The organism is Tsukamurella sp. PLM1 (assembly GCF_023168325.1).
In the GTDB taxonomy this organism is placed as follows: Bacteria; Actinomycetota; Actinomycetes; order Mycobacteriales; family Mycobacteriaceae; genus Tsukamurella.
The window spans coordinates 2,351,519-2,368,063 of sequence record NZ_AP025688.1; the positions used below are offsets into that span (position 1 = coordinate 2,351,519).

A 16,545-nucleotide genomic window follows, 5' to 3' on the forward strand; every position below is an offset into this window, starting at 1 on the left:
GCTTGCGCAGTCGAGACTACCGGGGCGTCAGAGCGCCGCGAAGTACGCCGTGGAGAAGCCGACCGCGCCGATCGCCACACGGTAGATGTCGCGGTTGACGTTGTCGATGGTGTCGCGGGGGCTGTGGTAGTTCGGGTCGTAGATCTCGCCGACCGTGCCACCCCACTGCCGCTGCTGCGCCTCGGTCTTCTTGCCGTCCGCGCCGGTGTCCGCTCCGCCCGACGCGATGCCGACATCCTTGAACGGGCCGTAGTCGGACCGGCCATCGAAGGCCGAGGCCTCGACTGGCACGTTCCGCCACGCGAAGTAGTTCCGGAAGACCTGCTCGATGACGCCCGAGCCCGCCGGCCCGGCGCCCCCGTCGAGCTTCGAGGAACCGTCACCGTCGAACGTGAAGTAGCCGCCGTTGGGCGAGCCGAGCATGTCGAAGTTGAGGTAGCGCGTGATCTTCGACGCCTGCTCCTCGCTCAGCGAGGACACGTAGTGCTCCGATCCGACGAGGCCCTCCTCCTCCGCGCCCCACAGCGCGAAGCGGACCTTGTTCTTCACGTCGGCACCGGCGCCGAGCTTGGCCGCCGTCTCCAGGACCGCGGCCGAGCCCGTACCGTTGTCGTTGATGCCCGGCCCCTCGGTGACGCCGTCCAGGTGCGCGCCGACCATCTGGACGTTGGCGTCGTCGCCCTTCTCGGTCTCCGCGAGCACGTTCCAGGTCTTGGCCTTCTGGGTCTTCGCGTCGACGGTCAGCGTGAGGTCCTGGCCGTCGGCGATCGGTGCGTCCTGCGCGACGCCGACCACGGCGATGGAGGCACCGTCGTCGAGGCCCAGTGTGCCGCCCTTCCAGTCCCCTGGCGCGTTGTTGACGATGACGAGCGCCTTCGCCCCCTTCGCGGCCGCGGTCTTGTACTTGTCGCCGAAGGTGCACGTGCCGCGCTGCACCACCGCGATGGACCCCTCCGTCACCTTCTGCAGGTCGGCCTCGAGCACCCCTGGTTGCCCGTGACGACCGCCTTCGCGGTGACGGTGCCCTCGGTGGCGCCGGAGAACGACAGCGCCGCGGCCTTGACGGGCGCGCCCGCCGCCGGACGTCGACCTTCGACGCCGTCCAGACCGCCGTCGTGAACTCCTGGCGCGTGGGCTTGTACCCGCGTCGCGGAGCACCTTCTCGGCGTACTCGACGCTCTGCTCGTAGCCCGGCGACCCCAGGGCGCGGTTGCCGCCGTTGCGGTTCGCGATGTCCTGGAACGCCTGCAGGTGGGCCACGGCACCGTCGAGCGTGACGGCGTCCGCGAGCGCACGGGCCTTGCCCGTGGCACCGGCGTCGTCGGCCGCGCCGGCTGGGGCCGGTCGCGCGGCGCTGCTGGGGCCGCTGGCCGCACCACTGCTGGGCGCCGCGCTCGCGGCCACGGAGTCCGACGGTGCCGCCTCGTCGCCGGAGGTGCCGCAGCCCGCGACGGCCAGTCCCACGGCGGTGAGCGCGGTGACGACCCGGATGGTGGTGGAGTTCATTCGCCTATGCAACATGACTCCCATTACATACGCATGGGCGGATGATTGCGGGGTGAACACACACTTTCCCGACGAGACGGCGCGGCGGCTGGCCGCGGCGGGGGTGGCCGTCGAGACGTCGGAGCTGCGCCGCGCGGAATACGCCTACGACGCCTCCAACTACCGCGTGGAGCCGCTCGCGGTCGCGTTCCCGCGCACCGTCGACGACGTGGTTTCGGCCGTCCGCGCATGCCGTGACCTGAGCATCCCCGTCATCGGGCGCGGCGGAGGGACATCGATGGCGGGCAACGCGATCGGGACCGGGCTGGTGCTCGACTGCTCACGACATCTGACCGCGATCCACGCAGTCGACGAGGCCGCCGGAGTCGCGGACGTCGACCCCGGGGTGGTCCTAGCGGAGCTCACGCGCACCGTGGAGGCGCGGACCGGGGGACGAATGACCTTCGCGCCCGATCCCTCGTCCCGCACCCGCGCGACGATCGGCGGGGCCATCGGCAACGACGCCTGCGGGAATCACTCGGTGCGCCACGGCCGAATGTCCGACCACGTGCTCGAACTCGACCTGGTGACCGCGGACGGGCTCCGGATCACCGCCGCGGAACGCGGGCTGCGGGCCACCGACCCGCGCGACGTCGCCGCCGCCGCGCGCGGACGAACTCAACGCGCGGCTGCGGGACCTGGCGGCGGAGAACCTGGCACTGTTCCGGACGGGCTGAGCACGATCCCGCGGCAGGTCTCGGGCTACCACCTCGACCACCTGTTGCCGGAGAACCGGTTCGACGTGGCACGGTCGCTCGTCGGGTCCGAGGGGACGTGCGCGATCGTCGTGCGCGCCCGCGTGCGGCTGGTGCCCAAGCCGTCCAGCGCGCTGCTCGTGTGCCTCGGCTACCGCGACGTGGTCGACGCCGCCCGCGACATCGGGGCCGTGCTCGAGTTCTCCCCGGCCGCGGTGGAGGGCGTCGACGAGCAGATCGTCGCCACGATGCGCGCACGCCGCGGCGTGGACTCCGTCGCGGCCCTGCCGGCCGGGGGCGCGTGGCTCTACGTCGACATCGACGGCGAGGACCCCGGCACCGTCGAGGCCCGGGCGCACGAGCTGCTCGACCGGCTCCGAGCGCACGGCCGCCTCGTGGACGGCCGGGTCGTGCCGGACCCCGGCGAGCGGGCGTCGCTGTGGCGGGTGCGCGAGGACGGTGCCGGGCTGTCGTCGCGGCTCGCATCCGGCGGCGAGTCGTGGCCGGGGTGGGAGGACTCCGCGGTCGCGCCGGAACGCCTCGCCGACTACCTGGCCGAGTTCCGCGACCTGCTCGCCGAGCACGACCTCGACGGGGTGATGTACGGCCACTTCGGCGCCGGCTGCATGCACATCCGGATCACCTACGACCTCCGTTCCGACGAGGGCCGTGCGGTGTTCCGCCGGTTCACCGCGGCCGCAGCGGAACTGGTGGTGCGGCACGGGGCTCGCTGTCGGGCGAGCACGGCGACGGGCGCGCGCGGTCGGAGTTCCTGCCGGTGATGTACCCCGCGATGCTCGCCGCGTTCGACGCGTTCCACCGGATCTGGGATCCGTCGGGGCTGCTGAACCCCGCGTCCATCGTGGATCCGGATCCGGTCGACGCGAACCTGGCTCTCGACGGCGTGCCGGACCGCCCGTGGCCCACGCACGTCCGCCTTCCCGCGCACGGTTCGGGCGTCGACCCGTTCGTGCATGCGGTGCAGGGCTGCATCGGCGTGGGCAAGTGCCGCTCCGCCGCGGGCGGCGTGATGTGCCCCAGCTACCGCGCGACCGGCGACGAGACCGATTCCACGCGCGGACGGGCCCGAGCGCTGCAGGAGATGGTGCGGAGCTCGGCGACCGTGGCCGAGGGCTGGCGCTCCGAGACGGTCCGCGAGGCCCTGGACCTGTGCCTGTCCTGCAGGGCCTGCTCCACCGACTGCCCGACCGGCGTCGACATGGCCACCTACAAGTCGGAGTTCCTCGCGCACTACTACGACGGCCGGCTGCGGCCCGTCTCGCACTACACTCTGGGGCGGCTGCCGGTGTGGCTGAAGCTGGCCGGCTTCGCGGCGCCGGTCGCCAACGCGGTTCTCCGGACGCCTCTCTCGCGCCTCATAACCGCGCTGGGCGGGGTGTCCCGCGAGCGAGTCCTGCCCCGGTTCGCGTCCCGGCGCGCCTGGCGCCGCGAGGTCGCGGCCGCCCTGTCCGACGGTGCCCCGCCCCGCGGTCCGCGGGTGGTCCTGTTCGCGGATACCTTCACGCGCGGCCTGCGGCCCGCGGTGGCGGGTGCGGCGGCCCGAGTACTGGACCGCGCGGGCCGGCGGGTCGAGTGCTCCGCCGATGTGTGCTGCGGTCTGACCTGGATCTCGACCGGGCAGCTCGCCATCGCGGCGAAACGCCTGGCGGGCGCCGCGGCCGCGCTGGACGACGGCACCGCCGACCCGATCGTCGTGATCGAACCGAGCTGCGCCGCCGCGCTGCGCAAGGACCTCCCGGACCTGGTGCCCACCGACGCCGCCCGCCGCGTCGCGGCGCGGGTGCACACCTTCGCCTCGTACGCGGACGCGATGCTGCGCGAAGGGTGGCGCCCCGCGCCCGCGAGCGGCGTGCCGTACGAGGTCGTGCTCCAGACGCACTGCCACGAGTACGCGGTGTTCGGGGCGGGCGCGCACCGCCGGATCCTCGAGGCCGCCGGCACGACAGTGCGCGACGCGACCGGATGCTGCGGCGTGGCAGGCAATTTCGGCTTCGAGCGCCGGCACTTCGACGTGAGCATGAAGGTCGCGGAGCAGGCCCGCCCCGGCGCTCAGGTCCGCGCCGGAAGGCGCCGCGGTCCTCACGGACGGGTTCTCGTGCGCGATGCAGGTGGCGCAACTCGGCGCGGCGCCGGGGAGACACCTCGCGGAGCTGCTCGACCCAAGCACACGATAGCGGCGCGACGGCCCGAACCCGTCACGTCGCGTCGAGCTGCTCGAGCAGCAAGGTCGTGATCGCCTCGGGCGCGTGCTCGGGCGCCCAGTGCGAGACGTCCTCGAGCATCTCGAAGCGGTACGGGCCGGTGCAGTGGTCCTTCGTCGCGAACGCGGCGACGTCGCCGAACGCTACGTCGTCGGTGGTCCACACGTACAGGGTGGGAGTCTCGACGGGGCCGATCGCGGTAGGCGGGCGCCCCGCGCGGTACCAGTTGAGCGCTGCGGTGAGCGCGCCCGGCTCCCGGAGGCGCTGGACGTACTCGTCCACCGCACCGGCGGGGACGTCCCGCCCGAACAGCCTGCGGAGCTCCCGCGCACCGTCGGCCAGCATGGCGTTCTCGGTGGCGGGCGCGTTGCGCCACTCGAGCATGTACCGCGACCGGTTCGCCTGGTCCTCGTCGGTGCGCATGGCGTGGCCGAGCGCCGCCGGGTGCGGCGTGGAGACGACGGTGAGCGAGCGCAGCCGGCCGGGGTGTTCGGCGGCCGTCCACCAGGCGACCGCGCCGCCCCAGTCGTGGCCGACGAGATCGAACCTCTCCCAGCCGAGCGCGTCGGCGATGGCGATCGCGTCGGACACCAGCTCGGACATCCCGTACTCGGCGGGCGCGTCGGGCCGCACCCCGGGGAGTAGCCGCGCTGGTCCGGGGCCACGGCGCGGAAGCCCTTCTCCCCCAACACCGCGACCTGGTGACTCCACTCGGTCGCAGCCTCGGGGAATCCGTGGAGCAGGAGGACGGGCCGGCCGGTCTCGGGACCGGCGGCGATGGCGTCGAAGGAGCCCGCGGGCGTGGCGATGCTCAGATGTTCGGTCACGGATCCCAGGCTATGGCACGCACGTGTCGGTGGCCCGTGCAACAGTGACGCCATGACCGAACTCAGCTCCCTCTCCCCGCCGACCGTCACCGCGCCGTGGCGGCCGCCTTCGCGGACGTCGCCGGCGCCGTCACCGATTGGGACGCGCAGACGCCCGTCCCCGAGTGGAAGGCCCGGGACGTCGTCGGCCACCTCGTCGAATGGCTCCCCGGGTTCCTCGCGGGCGCCGGCGTCGAGCTTCCGGGCGCGCCGGCGGACGCGGCGGCTCCGGCCGCCGCCTTCGGCCGGCTCACCGAGGCCGTGCAGGCCCTGCTCGACGCGCCGGACGCCGATCGCGTCGTGACCCATCCGATGCTCGGCGAGAAGCAGCTCGATCAGCTGCTGGACCAGTTCTACAGCGCCGACGTCTTCATGCACACCTGGGACCTCGCCCGCTCCAGCGGGATCACCCCGCAGCTCGACCCGGGGTTCGCGCGGGCGCTGCACGGCGGGCTCGAGGCGATGGGGCCGATGCTGCAGCAGTCCGGGCAGTTCGGGGCGCCGATCCCCGTGCCCGACGGCACCGACGACGTGGTCTCGCTGATGGCGTTCATCGGGCGGGACCCGCAGTTCACCCCCTGATCCACCCGGGACGGGCCCGCGGAAGCGGCGCGCTACCGGGGCGTGCAGATCACGACGGGGATGTCGCGATCCGTGCGCTTCTGATAGCCGTCGTAGCCGCGGTACGTCTTCACGATCTGCGGCCAGAGCTGCTTCTTCTCCTCCGGGGTCGCCGCGCGCGCCGTCCAGGGCGTGGTCACCTCGTCGACGGTGATCTCGACGTCCGGGTTCGCCGCCAGGTTCTTGAACCAGTCGGGGTTCTCGGAATGTCCGCCCTTCGAAGCGACCACCACCACCCGGTCCTTCTCGAAGACGGGCGCCGTGAGCATCGTGGAGCGGCGCTGCCCGGACCTGCGCCCGATCGTGTGCAGTTCCAGCGTCTGCATGCCGAGCATCCGCCGGGGGAACCGGCCGCCGGTGATCGCGAGCAGGGCGCGGTGCCCGTTCTCCAGTGTCCAGGCCCCGGCCGCGGCCGCGGTGTCGTTGAGTGTCATGCCCCGATCATGCCCTCGAACGCTCTCGCCGGTGCGCCCGGCCGCCGCGCTCGCCGGCACGCACGTGCGGGTGCAGGGCGATCGAATGGTCGTAGTGTTCGTCGGTCAACGGCAGGTACGGGATCGGCTCGTCCGCGTCGACGGTGCGCAACCTGGTGGCGAGGCCGTCGGCCAGCCGCCCCACCCGTTCCGCGTCGAGGCCGTACACGTCGGTGATCAGATGCGGCGGCAGCGCCGCCATGCCCGTGTACCAGAACGTGCCGTGCAGCAGCGGCCAGAAGATGTCCTCGACGTCCCCGCTGATACCCCGCGGCGCAATCGAACCGGCGCGATCGCCGGCGGTGACGACGGCGAGCGCGCGGCGTCCCACGAGGCCCCGTCGCCGTACTTGCGTTTGCGGCCGGTCGCGGGATCGGCCACGTCGTAGGCGAATCCGCGCTCGAAGACGCGGTCGATCCAGCCCTTGAGCATCGCCGGCGGCCCGTACCACCACAGCGGGTACTGCAGGATCAGCAGATCGGCGTCCAGCAGCCTGCGTTGCTCGCGGCGCACGTCCGCGCCGCCCTCGTCGACGAGCACCGGGTCGAAGCCCTCGGCGTACAGGTCGTCGACGTCCACCGACCACCCGGCGCGGCGGAGCTCCGCCACCCCCGCGTCCCGCAGTGCGGCATTGAGCGATTCCCCGCTGGGATGGGCGAACACCCACAGCGCACGCCGTCCGTCGGTCGTATGGTCCATACCTCGCGCAACCCGCGGGCCGGGGCGGTGATTCCCGCCCGGCCGGTCGCTCACCGGCCCGGGCGCGGATGACCTGCGGATTTCGCCCCGTCGAACGCGTGGGGTAATCTTGCACAGCACGCGAGAGCGAGTCACGGGCTGTGGCGCAGCTTGGTAGCGCACCTGACTGGGGGTCAGGTGGTCGCAGGTTCAAATCCTGTCAGCCCGACAACGAAAGCCACCTGACAACCAGGTGGCTTTCGTCGTATCCGGACTGCCCAACCGGACGTTCCGCCCTACTCTGGGCGCATGAGACGCCTCGCAGTCACGCTCGCGGTCGTACTGGTGCTGGCGGGGTGCGGCGAGGCACCGTCGGGCCGGCCGGAACCGGGCCCGACCGCCCGGACCGCACCGGCGGACACACTGGTCACGGGCCTGGACGCGCCGTGGTCGGTCGCCTTCGCGGGGAACGATCCCCTGGTCAGCGAGCGCGACTCCGGCCGGATCGTGGAGGTGTGGCAGGGCCGGCCGCGCGAGGTCGGCCGGATCGACGGAGTCGCGGCGCGGGGCGAGGGCGGCCTGCTGGGCATCGCGATCCGCGACGGCCACCTCTACGCGTACCTCACCACGGCCGAGGACAACCGGATCGTCCGGCTGCCGCTGCGCGGCGTCGCGGGGCGGTACACGCTGGGGCCGGCGCAGCCGATCCTCACCGGCCTGCCCGCCGCGTCCATCCACAACGGCGGCCGCCTCGCGTTCGGCCCCGACGGGATGCTCTACGCGACCGTCGGCGACGCGGCGCAGCGCGACGACGCGCAGGACCTCGCGAAGCTCGGCGGGAAGATCCTGCGCATGACACCCGACGGCGCCCGCCCCGCCGACAACCCGTTCCCCGGCTCGCTGGTCTACAGCTACGGGCACCGCAACCCGCAGGGCCTCGCGTGGGGCCCCGACGGGGCCCTGTACGCCAGCGAGTTCGGTCAGAACACCTGGGACGAGCTCAATCTCATCCGGCCGGGCGGCAACTACGGCTGGCCCGTCGCCGAGGGGGCCGCGCGCCGCGACGGCTTCATCGACCCGCTGCAGCAGTGGCGGCCGGCGGAGGCCAGTCCGAGCGGGATCGCCGTCGTCGGCGAACGCCTGTACGTCGCGAACCTCCGCGGCGAGCGCGTGCGCGTGATTCCCCTCGCGGCGACCGACACGTCCACCGAGGAGGCCACGGGGTACGGCCGCCTGCGCGACGCGGTCCGCGCACCCGACGGTGCCGTCTGGATCGTCACGAACAACACCGACGGGCGCGGCGATCCCCGCGCCGGCGACGACCGCATCGTCCGCCTGACCGGTCGCTGACCTGCACCGCACCAGCGGATTCTCGCTGAATCCGCGCTACAGTGGCGTGCATGAAGCGCGCCCTCCTCGCACCGGTCCTCGCCGTCGCAACGGTGCTGTCCGCGGCACCCGCCGGCGCCGCGCCCGCCGTGGACCCCGATCGGTACCGAACCGACGGCGGCGGATACGCCTTCACCTACCGCTACGACGGGGCCACCCGCGCGTGCACGATCACCGCCGACCCCACCACGGTCCGCTGCGGGATCTCCGCGCCGGCGGGCACGCGGATCACGGTGCGTGGGCGCAGCATTCGGCCCGAAGCGGTGGAGATCACCGAGCGCGGCTGGCGTTTCCTCGAGCGGCGACCGGGAGCCGGCGAACGACGCGACCGGCTCCCGCAGGGGGCGCGCCTGTCGGTCCACGGCGCATCGTGCACAGCGCTCCGCGACGGCGGGCTGGAGTGCGCGGTCGACGCGATCGGCTTCCGCCAGGTCGACGGGACGTTCGCCACCCGCGGCCGGAAGGCCGCCTAGGCGATCAGCTTCGCCCGCAGCTTCTCGATCACGCCGTCATCGAGCCCGAGCCCGGCGCGCACGTATCCGTCGAACCCGCCGTAGCGAGCGTCCACCTCGTCGAACGACGCCTGCAGCGCCTCCGGGAAGACCCCCGCGAGCACCCGCGCGGCTTCGCCGATGGCCGCGCCCCGCTCCGCCGCGGCACCGGCCGCGATCTTCGCGATCGTCGCCGCGGAGTACTCGTTCGTGAGCAGGTAGTCCGCCAGCACGTCGTCGGGCGAGACGCCCAGGATCCGCTGCACGACCGCGGCCGCCCAGCCCGTGCGGTCCTTGCCCGCGCTGCAGTGGAACACGTGCGGGCCATCGGCGGCCGCGATGGCGCGCAGCAGCCCGGCGAACTGGGCCCGCGCGTTGTCTTCGGCGACGAACATCCGGTACACGTCCGTCAGCAGCTCGCGCGCCCCGGCCGCATCGGTGAGCGACTTCGGGTCCAGCGCGCCGAGCTCCACGTCGTCGCCGATCACGTTGAACCGCACGTACCGCGCTCCGCCGGGAACCACGTCGGGCTTCGGCGTCACCTCGACGGTCATCCGGAGGTCGAAGACCCCCGTCAGGCCCACCGCGGCCAGCCGCGCACCGTCGACCGACGCCTCGTCGAGGGCGTTGGAACGGAACAGCACCCCGCGGCGCATGCGCCCGCCCTCGGCCTCGTACCCGTCCGGCCCCGCCACATCGCGGAAGTTGTCCACATCCCGAGCGTAGCCGGACGGGTCATGCCGGGCGTCCAAGGCCTCCTGTGGACGCGCCCAGCGCACGCCTCCGGGGCCGCGGAGCGCGAGCACCAGGAGCGCGTCGAGCGGGACGGCGGCCGGCACCTCGACGCGCGCGGCGAGCCGCGTACCGTCGGACCCCCGCACCAGCAGCTGCCGCATCCGCGCCCCCGCGAGCCGCGCACCGGGCCACGCGACGTCCGCCAGGACGGCGTGCGGGGAACGGGGCCGGCCACGTCGCAGAGCACCACCGGGCCGGAGCGCACGAGCCGGGCGATCCGGCACACCACCACTGGCGGGCCCGACGGTGCGCCGTCGGCCGGCGGGCCCGTCAGGACGCCGGCGGGGACGCCGGCGATGAGGACGTCGTCGCCGTCCATCGCCGTGCCCTCCGGCCAGATCGCGGGGTCGAAGGAGCGGGCGACGCCGGCCCGCGCGAGTGAGGGGAGAACCTCCATCAGAGTCACGCCTACCGGTCTACTGGGGCGGTGCCGCGACGGGAAGGGCCGGCGCCGTCAAGGTCCCGCTAAGACTCTCGGCCCGTGTCGTCGGCACAGGGCAGCACCCCGGCCTTGACCGCGTCGCGCACCGCGTCGTAGTCCTTCTCGTTCTGATCGGCGTAGGCGGTCGCGAACCGGGCCGCCGCCTCGTCGAACTCGGTGGACTTGCCGAGGTACGTCGATGCGAGCGCGGCCTGCGGCGACTGGGCGTGCGCCCGCGCCAGCACGCCCGCGCAGGCCCTGCCGTACTGGCCGAACTGGTTGTGGGTGAGCAACTCGGTCGCGACGGAGCCCTTCATGTCGCGGAACTGTCGCCAGTAGTAGTCGCGCCCGCGCACCGTGGGCGTGTACCCGAGGAACGGGTCGGACTGGGCCTGCAGCGTCTGCTGGCCGGCCACGACGCGCCAGGCCTGCACGCCGCTCGACGGGGCGCCGGGCGGCATGATCGCGGGCCCGAGCCGGCCGTAGGTCTGCAGCACCGATTCGGCAGCCTCCTTGACCTGGAGGAACAGCGTCTCCGTGGTGCCGTCCGGGGCGTCTCGGCCGAGCAGCACGATGAAGCAGCGGGTGCCCACGCTGCCGACCCCCACGACGCGCAGCGCCCAGTCGAGAACCCGGAACTGGGCGAGCAGGGCGCGCGCATCCGCGCGCAGCGAGTCGAGGTAGTGGCCGTAGATCCCCTCGAAGTCCTGCACCAGCTTCGTCGGCGCGGGGACCAGCGTCGGCGGGTCGGCCACGATGTGCGGCTCGCCGTTCTCCCTTGTCGCCGTGATCTTCTCGACCATGCGCCCCGAGGTGCGCTTGCGGGCCTTCTTCGCGGTCTGCGCGATGAGGGCCTTGAACGGCTTGTCGTCCGCGACGGCGGTGAGCGTGTCGACGTCCACCGAGACGTAGTAGCGGTCGACGGCACCGAGCTGCATCAGCTGCGCCAGTGTGGTGCGGTAGGTGCCCACCGCGGCGACAACGGCGTCGGTGGCCTGCGCGTCGGTGTAGCCGTTCTCGCGGGCGGAGATCACGACGCTCGCCGCGAGGCGCTTGACGTCCCACTCCCACGGCGCCACCCCGGCCTCGTCGAAGTCGTTGACGTCGAAGAGCTGGCGTCGTTCGGGAGAGGCGAACAGGCCGAAGTTCGCGATGTGCGCGTCGCCGCAGCTCATCACGAGCGCGCCCGTGTTCGGCACTCCGGCCAGGTCGTGCGCCATGATCGCGGCGCCGCCGCGGTAGAAGGTGAACGGCGAGTGCAGCATGCGCGCGATGCGCACCGGGACGAGTTCCTGGATGCGGGTGCTGTTCTGCTCGCGGATGATCCCCACCGGATCGCGGCCGTCGGAGGCGAACCGTCCCTGGGAGGCGCGGGAGACCAGCTTGCGAAGGTCCTTGCCGCTCGGTCGGTCTGACGTCATGAACCCCGATAGTAGTCGCGTACACCGGCGTCCGGCGGGATCCCGATCCCGTACGACCGCGAGCCGCCGGACCACTCCGCACCCTCGTTTAGGAGACCCTAACTAATGAGGCGTACGGTGGACGGCGTGACCGAGACCAGCACTCCCCCAGCCCGCCGCCCGCGACCGACCTACGACGTCACGGTCGTTCGCACCGACACCATCGGCGCCCACCTCGTCCGCGTGACCGCCGAGGGGGAATCCCTCGCCGAGTTCGGCGACCCGTCCCTGCCGGGCCTCGCCGCCACGGACGCGTACGTCAAGCTCGCGTTCGGCGACGCCACCCGTACCTACACCGTCCGCGCGTTCGACCGCGCCGCCCGCCGCATCGCCATCGACTTCGTGGTCCACGGCGACGAGGGCCTCGCCGGTCCGTGGGCGGGGTCCGCGCAGCCGGGCGACGCCCTCACGATCATGGGCCCAGGCGGCGCGTACCGCCCGGATCCGGAGGCGGCGTGGCACCTGCTCGCCGGCGACCTCTCCGCGGTGCCGGCGATCGCCGCAGCGCTCGAGGCCCTACCCGACGGCGCCCGGGGCACGGCACTCATCGAGGTGGAGGGCGACGAGGACCGGATCGCGCTGACGGCACCGTCTGGCGTGGACGTGCGCTGGGTGGTCAACCCGGACACCGCGGACACCGAGCACCTCGCCCGGCAGGTCGCCGTCGCCCACTGGCCCGACGACCGCGCGAGCGCCCAGGTGTTCGCGCACGGCGAGCGCGAATCCATCAAGGCCATCCGGAAGGTGTTGCGGGAGCTGAGCGTCCCGCGCGAGCGGATCTCCATCTCGGGATACTGGGCGCGCGGCCGGGCCGAGGACGCGTTCCAAGCCGAGAAGCGCCAGCCCATCGGGCAGATCGACTGATCCGGGCTTTGCGATAGTGTGGCTCGGTGCCGAGCCCGCTGCCACCCCCGCCCACGCTGCTGTCCACGCCCCGTCGCCGGGTCGTCGCGGGCGCCGCACTCCTCGTCGCGGCGACGGTTCTGGGCCTGGCACTGAACGTGTGGCACGGCTTCCTCGACCTGGAGGTCTATCGGCTCGGCGCGCGCACCTGGCTGGACGGCGGCGACCTCTACGGGAAGCTGCCGCCGATCGGCGACATCGCGCTCCCCTTCACGTACCCGCCGCTCGCGGCCATCGCCTTCGTCCCGTTCGCCGTGATGTCTTCCTGGGCGGCGGGCGCGGTGATGTTCGCACTCACTCTCGGCGCGATCGGCCTGACGCTGTGGCTGGTGCTCGCGCACGTGCGCCCGGGCTCGACCGGGGCACCCGGTTCGCGATCGTGCTGGCCGGCGTCGCCGCCGCCGAGTACCTCGAGCCGGTGCGGCAGAACCTCGGCTTCGGCCAGGTCAACGCACTGCTCATGGCGGCGATCGCGGTAGATGTGCTGGTGCGGCATCCGCGCTGGCCGCGCGGCGCGCTGATCGGCATCGCGATCTCGATCAAGCTGACCCCCGCGGCGTTCCTGCTGCTGTTCCTGCTGCGCCGCGACTGGCGCGCGCTGGCGACGAGCGTCGCCGCAGCGGCGGCGTCGGTCGGGGTGGCATGGCTGATCATGCCCGCCGACTCCGCGCAGTACTGGTTCCACACCCTCAAGGAGACGAGCCGGATCGGCCCGCCGTACTTCGCGGGCAATCAGTCGCTCAAGGGCTTCGCGTTCCGACTCGGACTCGGTGACGGCGCGTCGACCGCGGTGTGGCTCGCGTTGTCAGTAGTGGCCGTGGTGCTCGCCGCGGTGTGGATGCGGCGGCTGCTCGCCGACGGCGCGGTTCCGGCCGCGCTCCTGGTCAACGCGGCGGCGGTCCTCCTGGTCTCTCCCGTGAGCTGGTCGCACCACTGGGTGTGGGCGGCTCCGGCCCTGCTCCTCGCCGTCGTCGCCCTGTCCGACGGTACGCCGAGCCGCACGTTCGGGCGGACCGTCGCCTTCGGGGCCGCGCTGTTCTTCGTGGGACCGCACTGGCTGCTGCCGAGCCGCGACGACCGCGAGCTCGCCTGGGCGTGGTGGCAGCAGATCATCGGGAGCGGGTACGTGCTGTTCACCGCTGCCGTACTGGTCGCGGGAGTCGTGGGTGTGCGCCGTCACAGAAGGGCGAGCGTCGTGACGGTGGGCACAAAAGGGCCTCTCGGAGCGGGGATTTCAGACAACAGCGGATAATTTGTCTATTCGTGGATCTTGCTCCGGTACCAGGCTTCGCCCCGACCCCGCACAGCTCCGTCGACGCGGAGTGGCGGTCACCCTGTGCGTGCTGCTCATCTGCGGCGCCGTCTGGACGTACAACGCGTTCCGGCCGCAGGACGTGTTCACGCTGACGCTGCGGACGCCCGCAGTGGCGGCCGGCATCGCCGAGGGTTCGAAGGTCCGGCTCCAGGGCCTCCAGGTGGGCACGGTGACCGCTGTCGAGGCGCTGGGCAACGCTCAGCAGGGCGTCCGGTTGCGCCTGGACGGGCCGCAGGGCCGGTCACTCACCAACAACGTCGAGGCCGCGTTCTCGGCGGGGAACCTGTTCGGCATCTCCGAAGTTGTCCTGACTCCGCACGAGGGCGGCGGCCCGCTGCGTGACGGCGCCGAACTCGCACCGAACCGGCGGATCACCGACAACACCGTGTCCACCATGATCGCAACGATCGGCGACGTCAACAACGACGCCCTGCGGCCGCACATGAGCCAGGTACTGCGCGACGTCGACGCCTCGTCGAAGGCGATGCTGCCGCTGCTGACCGCGCTGGGGAGCGTGGCGCAGACCGTCCACGACACCCAGCGCCTGACCGCCGCGCAGACCCTGCCGACGATCACGCGGTCGCTCATCGCCGCCGACGCGACCGTCGCGCGCGTGCTGCCCGCGTTCGGCGTCACCGCGGGTTATCAGCCCCTGCACAACGGGGATTCGAAGCGGACCCTCGCGATGCAGGATCGGTTCAACAACGAACGAGACGGCTTCATCGCGGGCCTGCAGGCGATACTCACCCCCGAGGCCCTCGCCGGGCTCGAGACCGCGACCCCGATGCTGGTGAGCCTCATGCAGCCGATCCTGCGCGCCTTCCCCAACGGCAGCGCACGCGGCGTCGGAATCCAGCTGGCCCAGCTGATGGACAACGTGCGCAAGGCGATGCCGAAAACCGCGAACGGCACCGTGCTGAACCTGCGCCTGTCAGTCGACTACCCCGCCATCGCCGCTGTCCTCCCGCCCGAGGCCGGCGATGGGCCCGCAGCTGCCGGCCGGCCTCCCGCCGAGCCCACGTCGCCCGCCAAGCCCGCGCGCTGACTCGCTCAGCACTGTCGGCTACGCCGACGGCCTGGCGCGGACTGGTACCGCCGCGTGCGATCGGCACCGGCGACTGGACCGTCCGGGACAATCGCCGAACGAACGCCCTCGAATTCGGCCCGATTCGGACAGCCGATCCGGCGGTGATCCTTTCGGCGTCGGCCATCGGCGCCGCGCCGAGCGGCGGCTCCGGCGTTCATCCCCGGGCGACGCCGAATCCCCTCCCTGGGCTTCCGTCCCCTACCGTGTGCCACACACTCCGTGCACCCGTCCACACCGGGTGGGCGGCCCTACAGCAACGCGCGGTCGCGGGCCGGACGCACGCGCAGGAGCAGCGCGAGCCCGAGGGCCAGCACCACGATGATCCCGCCGATGCCGGCGCGGTCGGCGTCGAAGACCGCGACGAAGACGCCGAACAGCGCCGGCCCCAGGAACGAGGCCGCTCGCCCCGTGGTCTGGTACAGCCCGAACATCTCCCCCTCGCGGCCGGGCACCGTCATCCGGGCGAGCATGCTGCGCGCGGACGACTGGGCCGGGCCCACGAACACAGTCAGCATCAGCCCGAAGACCCAGAACATCGTCTCGCCACTCACGAACAGCAGCACCATCCCCGCGATCAGCATCCCCAGCAGGCACGCCGCGATCACGGGCCGCGGCCCGATGCGGTCGTCGAACCGCCCGGCGATCACGGCCCCGAGCGCCGCCACGACGTTCGCGGCCACGCCGAACAGCAACACCGTCGACTCGCTCATCCCGTACACCGAGTGCGCGAGCACCGCCCCGAACGTGAACGTGGCCGCCAGCCCGTCGCGGAACACCGCCGACGCCACCAGGAACCAGACCACGTTGCGGTCCTCGCGCCACAGCGACCCGATCGTCGCGAACAGGTCCCGGTACGCCCCCACGATCCCGCGCCGCGGCGCCGCCAACGGGTCGGCGGGCAGCTCGGGCACGAAGAACAGCACCGGCAGCGCGGAGATCGCGAACCAGGCGGCCGCGAACAGCGCGACCAACCGGATGTTCAGCCCGCCCTCGGTGGGTACGTTCAGGAATCCCCGGGTGGGCCCGTCACCGGCGATGAAGCCGAAGTTGCAGATCAGGAGCAGCACGATGCCACCGAAGTAGCCGCAGGCCCAACCGATCCCGGACACCCGCCCGATCGTCGCCGGCGTCGACACCTGCCGGAGCATCGCGTAATACGGCACGTTCACCAGCTCGAACGCCACCGTCCCCACCGCGAGGAGCAATAGCCCCAGCCACAGGTACTGCGACTCGTCGCGCACGAAGAAACAACCTGCCGTGCACACCGTGACCACGGCGCTCCACACGGCCAGCGAGAACTTGCGGCGCCCCGCCGCGTCGGAGCGGCCGCCGAGGACGGGTGCGAGCACCGCCACGCAGAACCCCGCCGCCGCCATCGCCCACGACAGCCGGCTTGTCGCGCTGGGGGCCGCCACGTCCTCGCCCACCGCGCCCGTGAGGTACACGGTGAAGATGAACGTGGTCATCACCGCGTTGAACGCGGCGCTCCCCCAATCCCAGGTGCACCACGCGACCACCTGGCGGCGCGGGACGCCGGGCACCGTCGAACCCGGTACCGCACCGGCCGCCCCCACGCTCACGCGG

12 protein-coding genes, 1 tRNA gene and 4 pseudogenes are annotated in these 16,545 nt (G+C 72.6%); 8 read left to right on the forward strand and 9 right to left on the reverse strand.

Translation table 11 applies throughout. The features are described 5' to 3' along the window. Nucleotides 1–27 precede the first annotated feature (27 nt). Entirely contained in the window at nt 28–1,506 is a 1,479-nt protein-coding gene (locus MTP03_RS12195) for a M28 family peptidase (protein ID WP_248488549.1), read from the reverse strand. 13 nt (nt 1,507–1,519) lie between these two features. Here MTP03_RS12195 and MTP03_RS12200 point away from each other — a divergent pair. Further along, nucleotides 1,520–4,435: pseudogene (locus tag MTP03_RS12200) on the forward strand (FAD-binding and (Fe-S)-binding domain-containing protein). A 21-nt stretch (nt 4,436–4,456) separates the two neighbouring features. On the opposite strand, the gene MTP03_RS12205 reads toward MTP03_RS12200, so the two are convergent. Continuing rightward, complete coding sequence (locus tag MTP03_RS12205; RefSeq protein WP_371820742.1) at nt 4,457–5,095, reverse strand: alpha/beta fold hydrolase; 639 nt, start codon at nt 5,093–5,095, stop codon at nt 4,457–4,459. A gap of 290 nt (nt 5,096–5,385) precedes the next feature. Here MTP03_RS12205 and MTP03_RS12210 point away from each other — a divergent pair, with 290 nt between their 5' ends. Beyond that, complete coding sequence (locus MTP03_RS12210) at nt 5,386–5,910, forward strand: maleylpyruvate isomerase N-terminal domain-containing protein (protein WP_248488551.1); 525 nt, start codon at nt 5,386–5,388, stop codon at nt 5,908–5,910. A gap of 32 nt (nt 5,911–5,942) precedes the next feature. Here MTP03_RS12210 and MTP03_RS12215 read toward each other — a convergent pair whose 3' ends face one another. The 4 genes and pseudogenes from MTP03_RS12215 to MTP03_RS12230 form a co-directional block, all read right to left on the reverse strand. Continuing rightward, nucleotides 5,943–6,383 (reverse strand): nitroreductase/quinone reductase family protein, encoded by a 441-nt coding sequence (locus MTP03_RS12215; RefSeq protein ID WP_248488552.1) that lies wholly within the window; start codon nt 6,381–6,383, stop codon nt 5,943–5,945. 7 nt (nt 6,384–6,390) lie between these two features. Continuing rightward, nucleotides 6,391–6,624 carry a hypothetical protein gene (locus MTP03_RS12220; protein WP_248492363.1) on the reverse strand — a complete coding sequence of 78 codons (234 nt, stop codon included), beginning with the start codon at nt 6,622–6,624 and terminating at the stop codon, nt 6,391–6,393. Between the two features lie 6 nt (nt 6,625–6,630). Further along, nucleotides 6,631–6,876 (reverse strand): annotated as a pseudogene (locus tag MTP03_RS23750) (hypothetical protein); the annotation flags it as partial. Beyond that, nucleotides 6,849–7,121 (reverse strand): annotated as a pseudogene (locus MTP03_RS12230) (NAD(P)H-dependent oxidoreductase); the annotation flags it as partial. The pseudogenes MTP03_RS23750 and MTP03_RS12230, both read right to left, overlap by 28 nt. A 134-nt stretch (nt 7,122–7,255) precedes the next feature. Between MTP03_RS12230 and MTP03_RS12235 the strand changes: the two are divergent. From MTP03_RS12235 to MTP03_RS12245, 3 genes are all read left to right on the forward strand, one after another. Beyond that, nucleotides 7,256–7,329: transfer RNA gene (locus tag MTP03_RS12235), tRNA-Pro, on the forward strand. Nucleotides 7,330–7,409: 80 nt separating this feature from the next. Continuing rightward, on the forward strand, nt 7,410–8,450 hold the full coding sequence (locus MTP03_RS12240; RefSeq protein WP_248488553.1) for a sorbosone dehydrogenase family protein: 1,041 nt from the start codon (nt 7,410–7,412) through the stop codon (nt 8,448–8,450). Between the two features lie 50 nt (nt 8,451–8,500). After that, nucleotides 8,501–8,962 (forward strand): hypothetical protein, encoded by a 462-nt coding sequence (locus MTP03_RS12245; RefSeq protein ID WP_248488554.1) that lies wholly within the window; start codon nt 8,501–8,503, stop codon nt 8,960–8,962. Here MTP03_RS12245 and MTP03_RS12250 read toward each other — a convergent pair. Further along, nucleotides 8,959–9,876 carry a tyrosine-protein phosphatase gene (locus MTP03_RS12250; RefSeq protein ID WP_248488555.1) on the reverse strand — a complete coding sequence of 306 codons (918 nt, stop codon included), beginning with the start codon at nt 9,874–9,876 and terminating at the stop codon, nt 8,959–8,961. The two genes, MTP03_RS12245 and MTP03_RS12250, sit on opposite strands and share 4 nt — an antisense overlap. A 364-nt stretch (nt 9,877–10,240) precedes the next feature. After that, complete coding sequence (locus MTP03_RS12255) at nt 10,241–11,617, reverse strand: DUF2252 domain-containing protein (protein WP_248488556.1); 1,377 nt, start codon at nt 11,615–11,617, stop codon at nt 10,241–10,243. A gap of 126 nt (nt 11,618–11,743) precedes the next feature. Between MTP03_RS12255 and MTP03_RS12260 the strand changes: the two genes are divergently transcribed. The 3 genes and pseudogenes from MTP03_RS12260 to MTP03_RS12270 all read left to right on the forward strand — a co-directional run bounded on the left by MTP03_RS12260 (nt 11,744) and on the right by MTP03_RS12270 (nt 14,919). After that, nucleotides 11,744–12,520 carry a siderophore-interacting protein gene (locus MTP03_RS12260; RefSeq protein ID WP_248488557.1) on the forward strand — a complete coding sequence of 259 codons (777 nt, stop codon included), beginning with the start codon at nt 11,744–11,746 and terminating at the stop codon, nt 12,518–12,520. A 296-nt stretch (nt 12,521–12,816) separates the two neighbouring features. Continuing rightward, nucleotides 12,817–13,811 (forward strand): annotated as a pseudogene (locus MTP03_RS12265) (glycosyltransferase 87 family protein). Between the two features lie 70 nt (nt 13,812–13,881). Beyond that, nucleotides 13,882–14,919 carry an MlaD family protein gene (locus tag MTP03_RS12270; protein WP_248488558.1) on the forward strand — a complete coding sequence of 346 codons (1,038 nt, stop codon included), beginning with the start codon at nt 13,882–13,884 and terminating at the stop codon, nt 14,917–14,919. A gap of 290 nt (nt 14,920–15,209) precedes the next feature. Here the strand turns inward: MTP03_RS12270 and MTP03_RS12275 are convergent, their stop codons facing one another. Beyond that, nucleotides 15,210–16,535 carry an MFS transporter gene (locus MTP03_RS12275; protein ID WP_248492143.1) on the reverse strand — a complete coding sequence of 442 codons (1,326 nt, stop codon included), beginning with the start codon at nt 16,533–16,535 and terminating at the stop codon, nt 15,210–15,212. Nucleotides 16,536–16,545 lie beyond the last annotated feature (10 nt).

Excerpts from the sequence above, each read along its gene's own strand:
- MTP03_RS12195 (WP_248488549.1), bottom strand. The coding sequence starts at position 1,506 with ATGAACTCCACCACCATCCGGGTCGTCACCGCGCTCACCGCCGTGGGA.
- MTP03_RS12215 (WP_248488552.1), bottom strand. The coding sequence starts at position 6,383 with ATGACACTCAACGACACCGCGGCCGCGGCCGGGGCCTGGACACTGGAG.
- MTP03_RS12220 (WP_248492363.1), bottom strand. The coding sequence starts at position 6,624 with ATGGCGGCGCTGCCGCCGCATCTGATCACCGACGTGTACGGCCTCGAC.
- MTP03_RS12240 (WP_248488553.1), top strand. The coding sequence starts at position 7,410 with ATGAGACGCCTCGCAGTCACGCTCGCGGTCGTACTGGTGCTGGCGGGG.
- MTP03_RS12245 (WP_248488554.1), top strand. The coding sequence starts at position 8,501 with ATGAAGCGCGCCCTCCTCGCACCGGTCCTCGCCGTCGCAACGGTGCTG.
- MTP03_RS12250 (WP_248488555.1), bottom strand. The coding sequence starts at position 9,876 with ATGCGGCAGCTGCTGGTGCGGGGGTCCGACGGTACGCGGCTCGCCGCG.
- MTP03_RS12255 (WP_248488556.1), bottom strand. The coding sequence starts at position 11,617 with ATGACGTCAGACCGACCGAGCGGCAAGGACCTTCGCAAGCTGGTCTCC.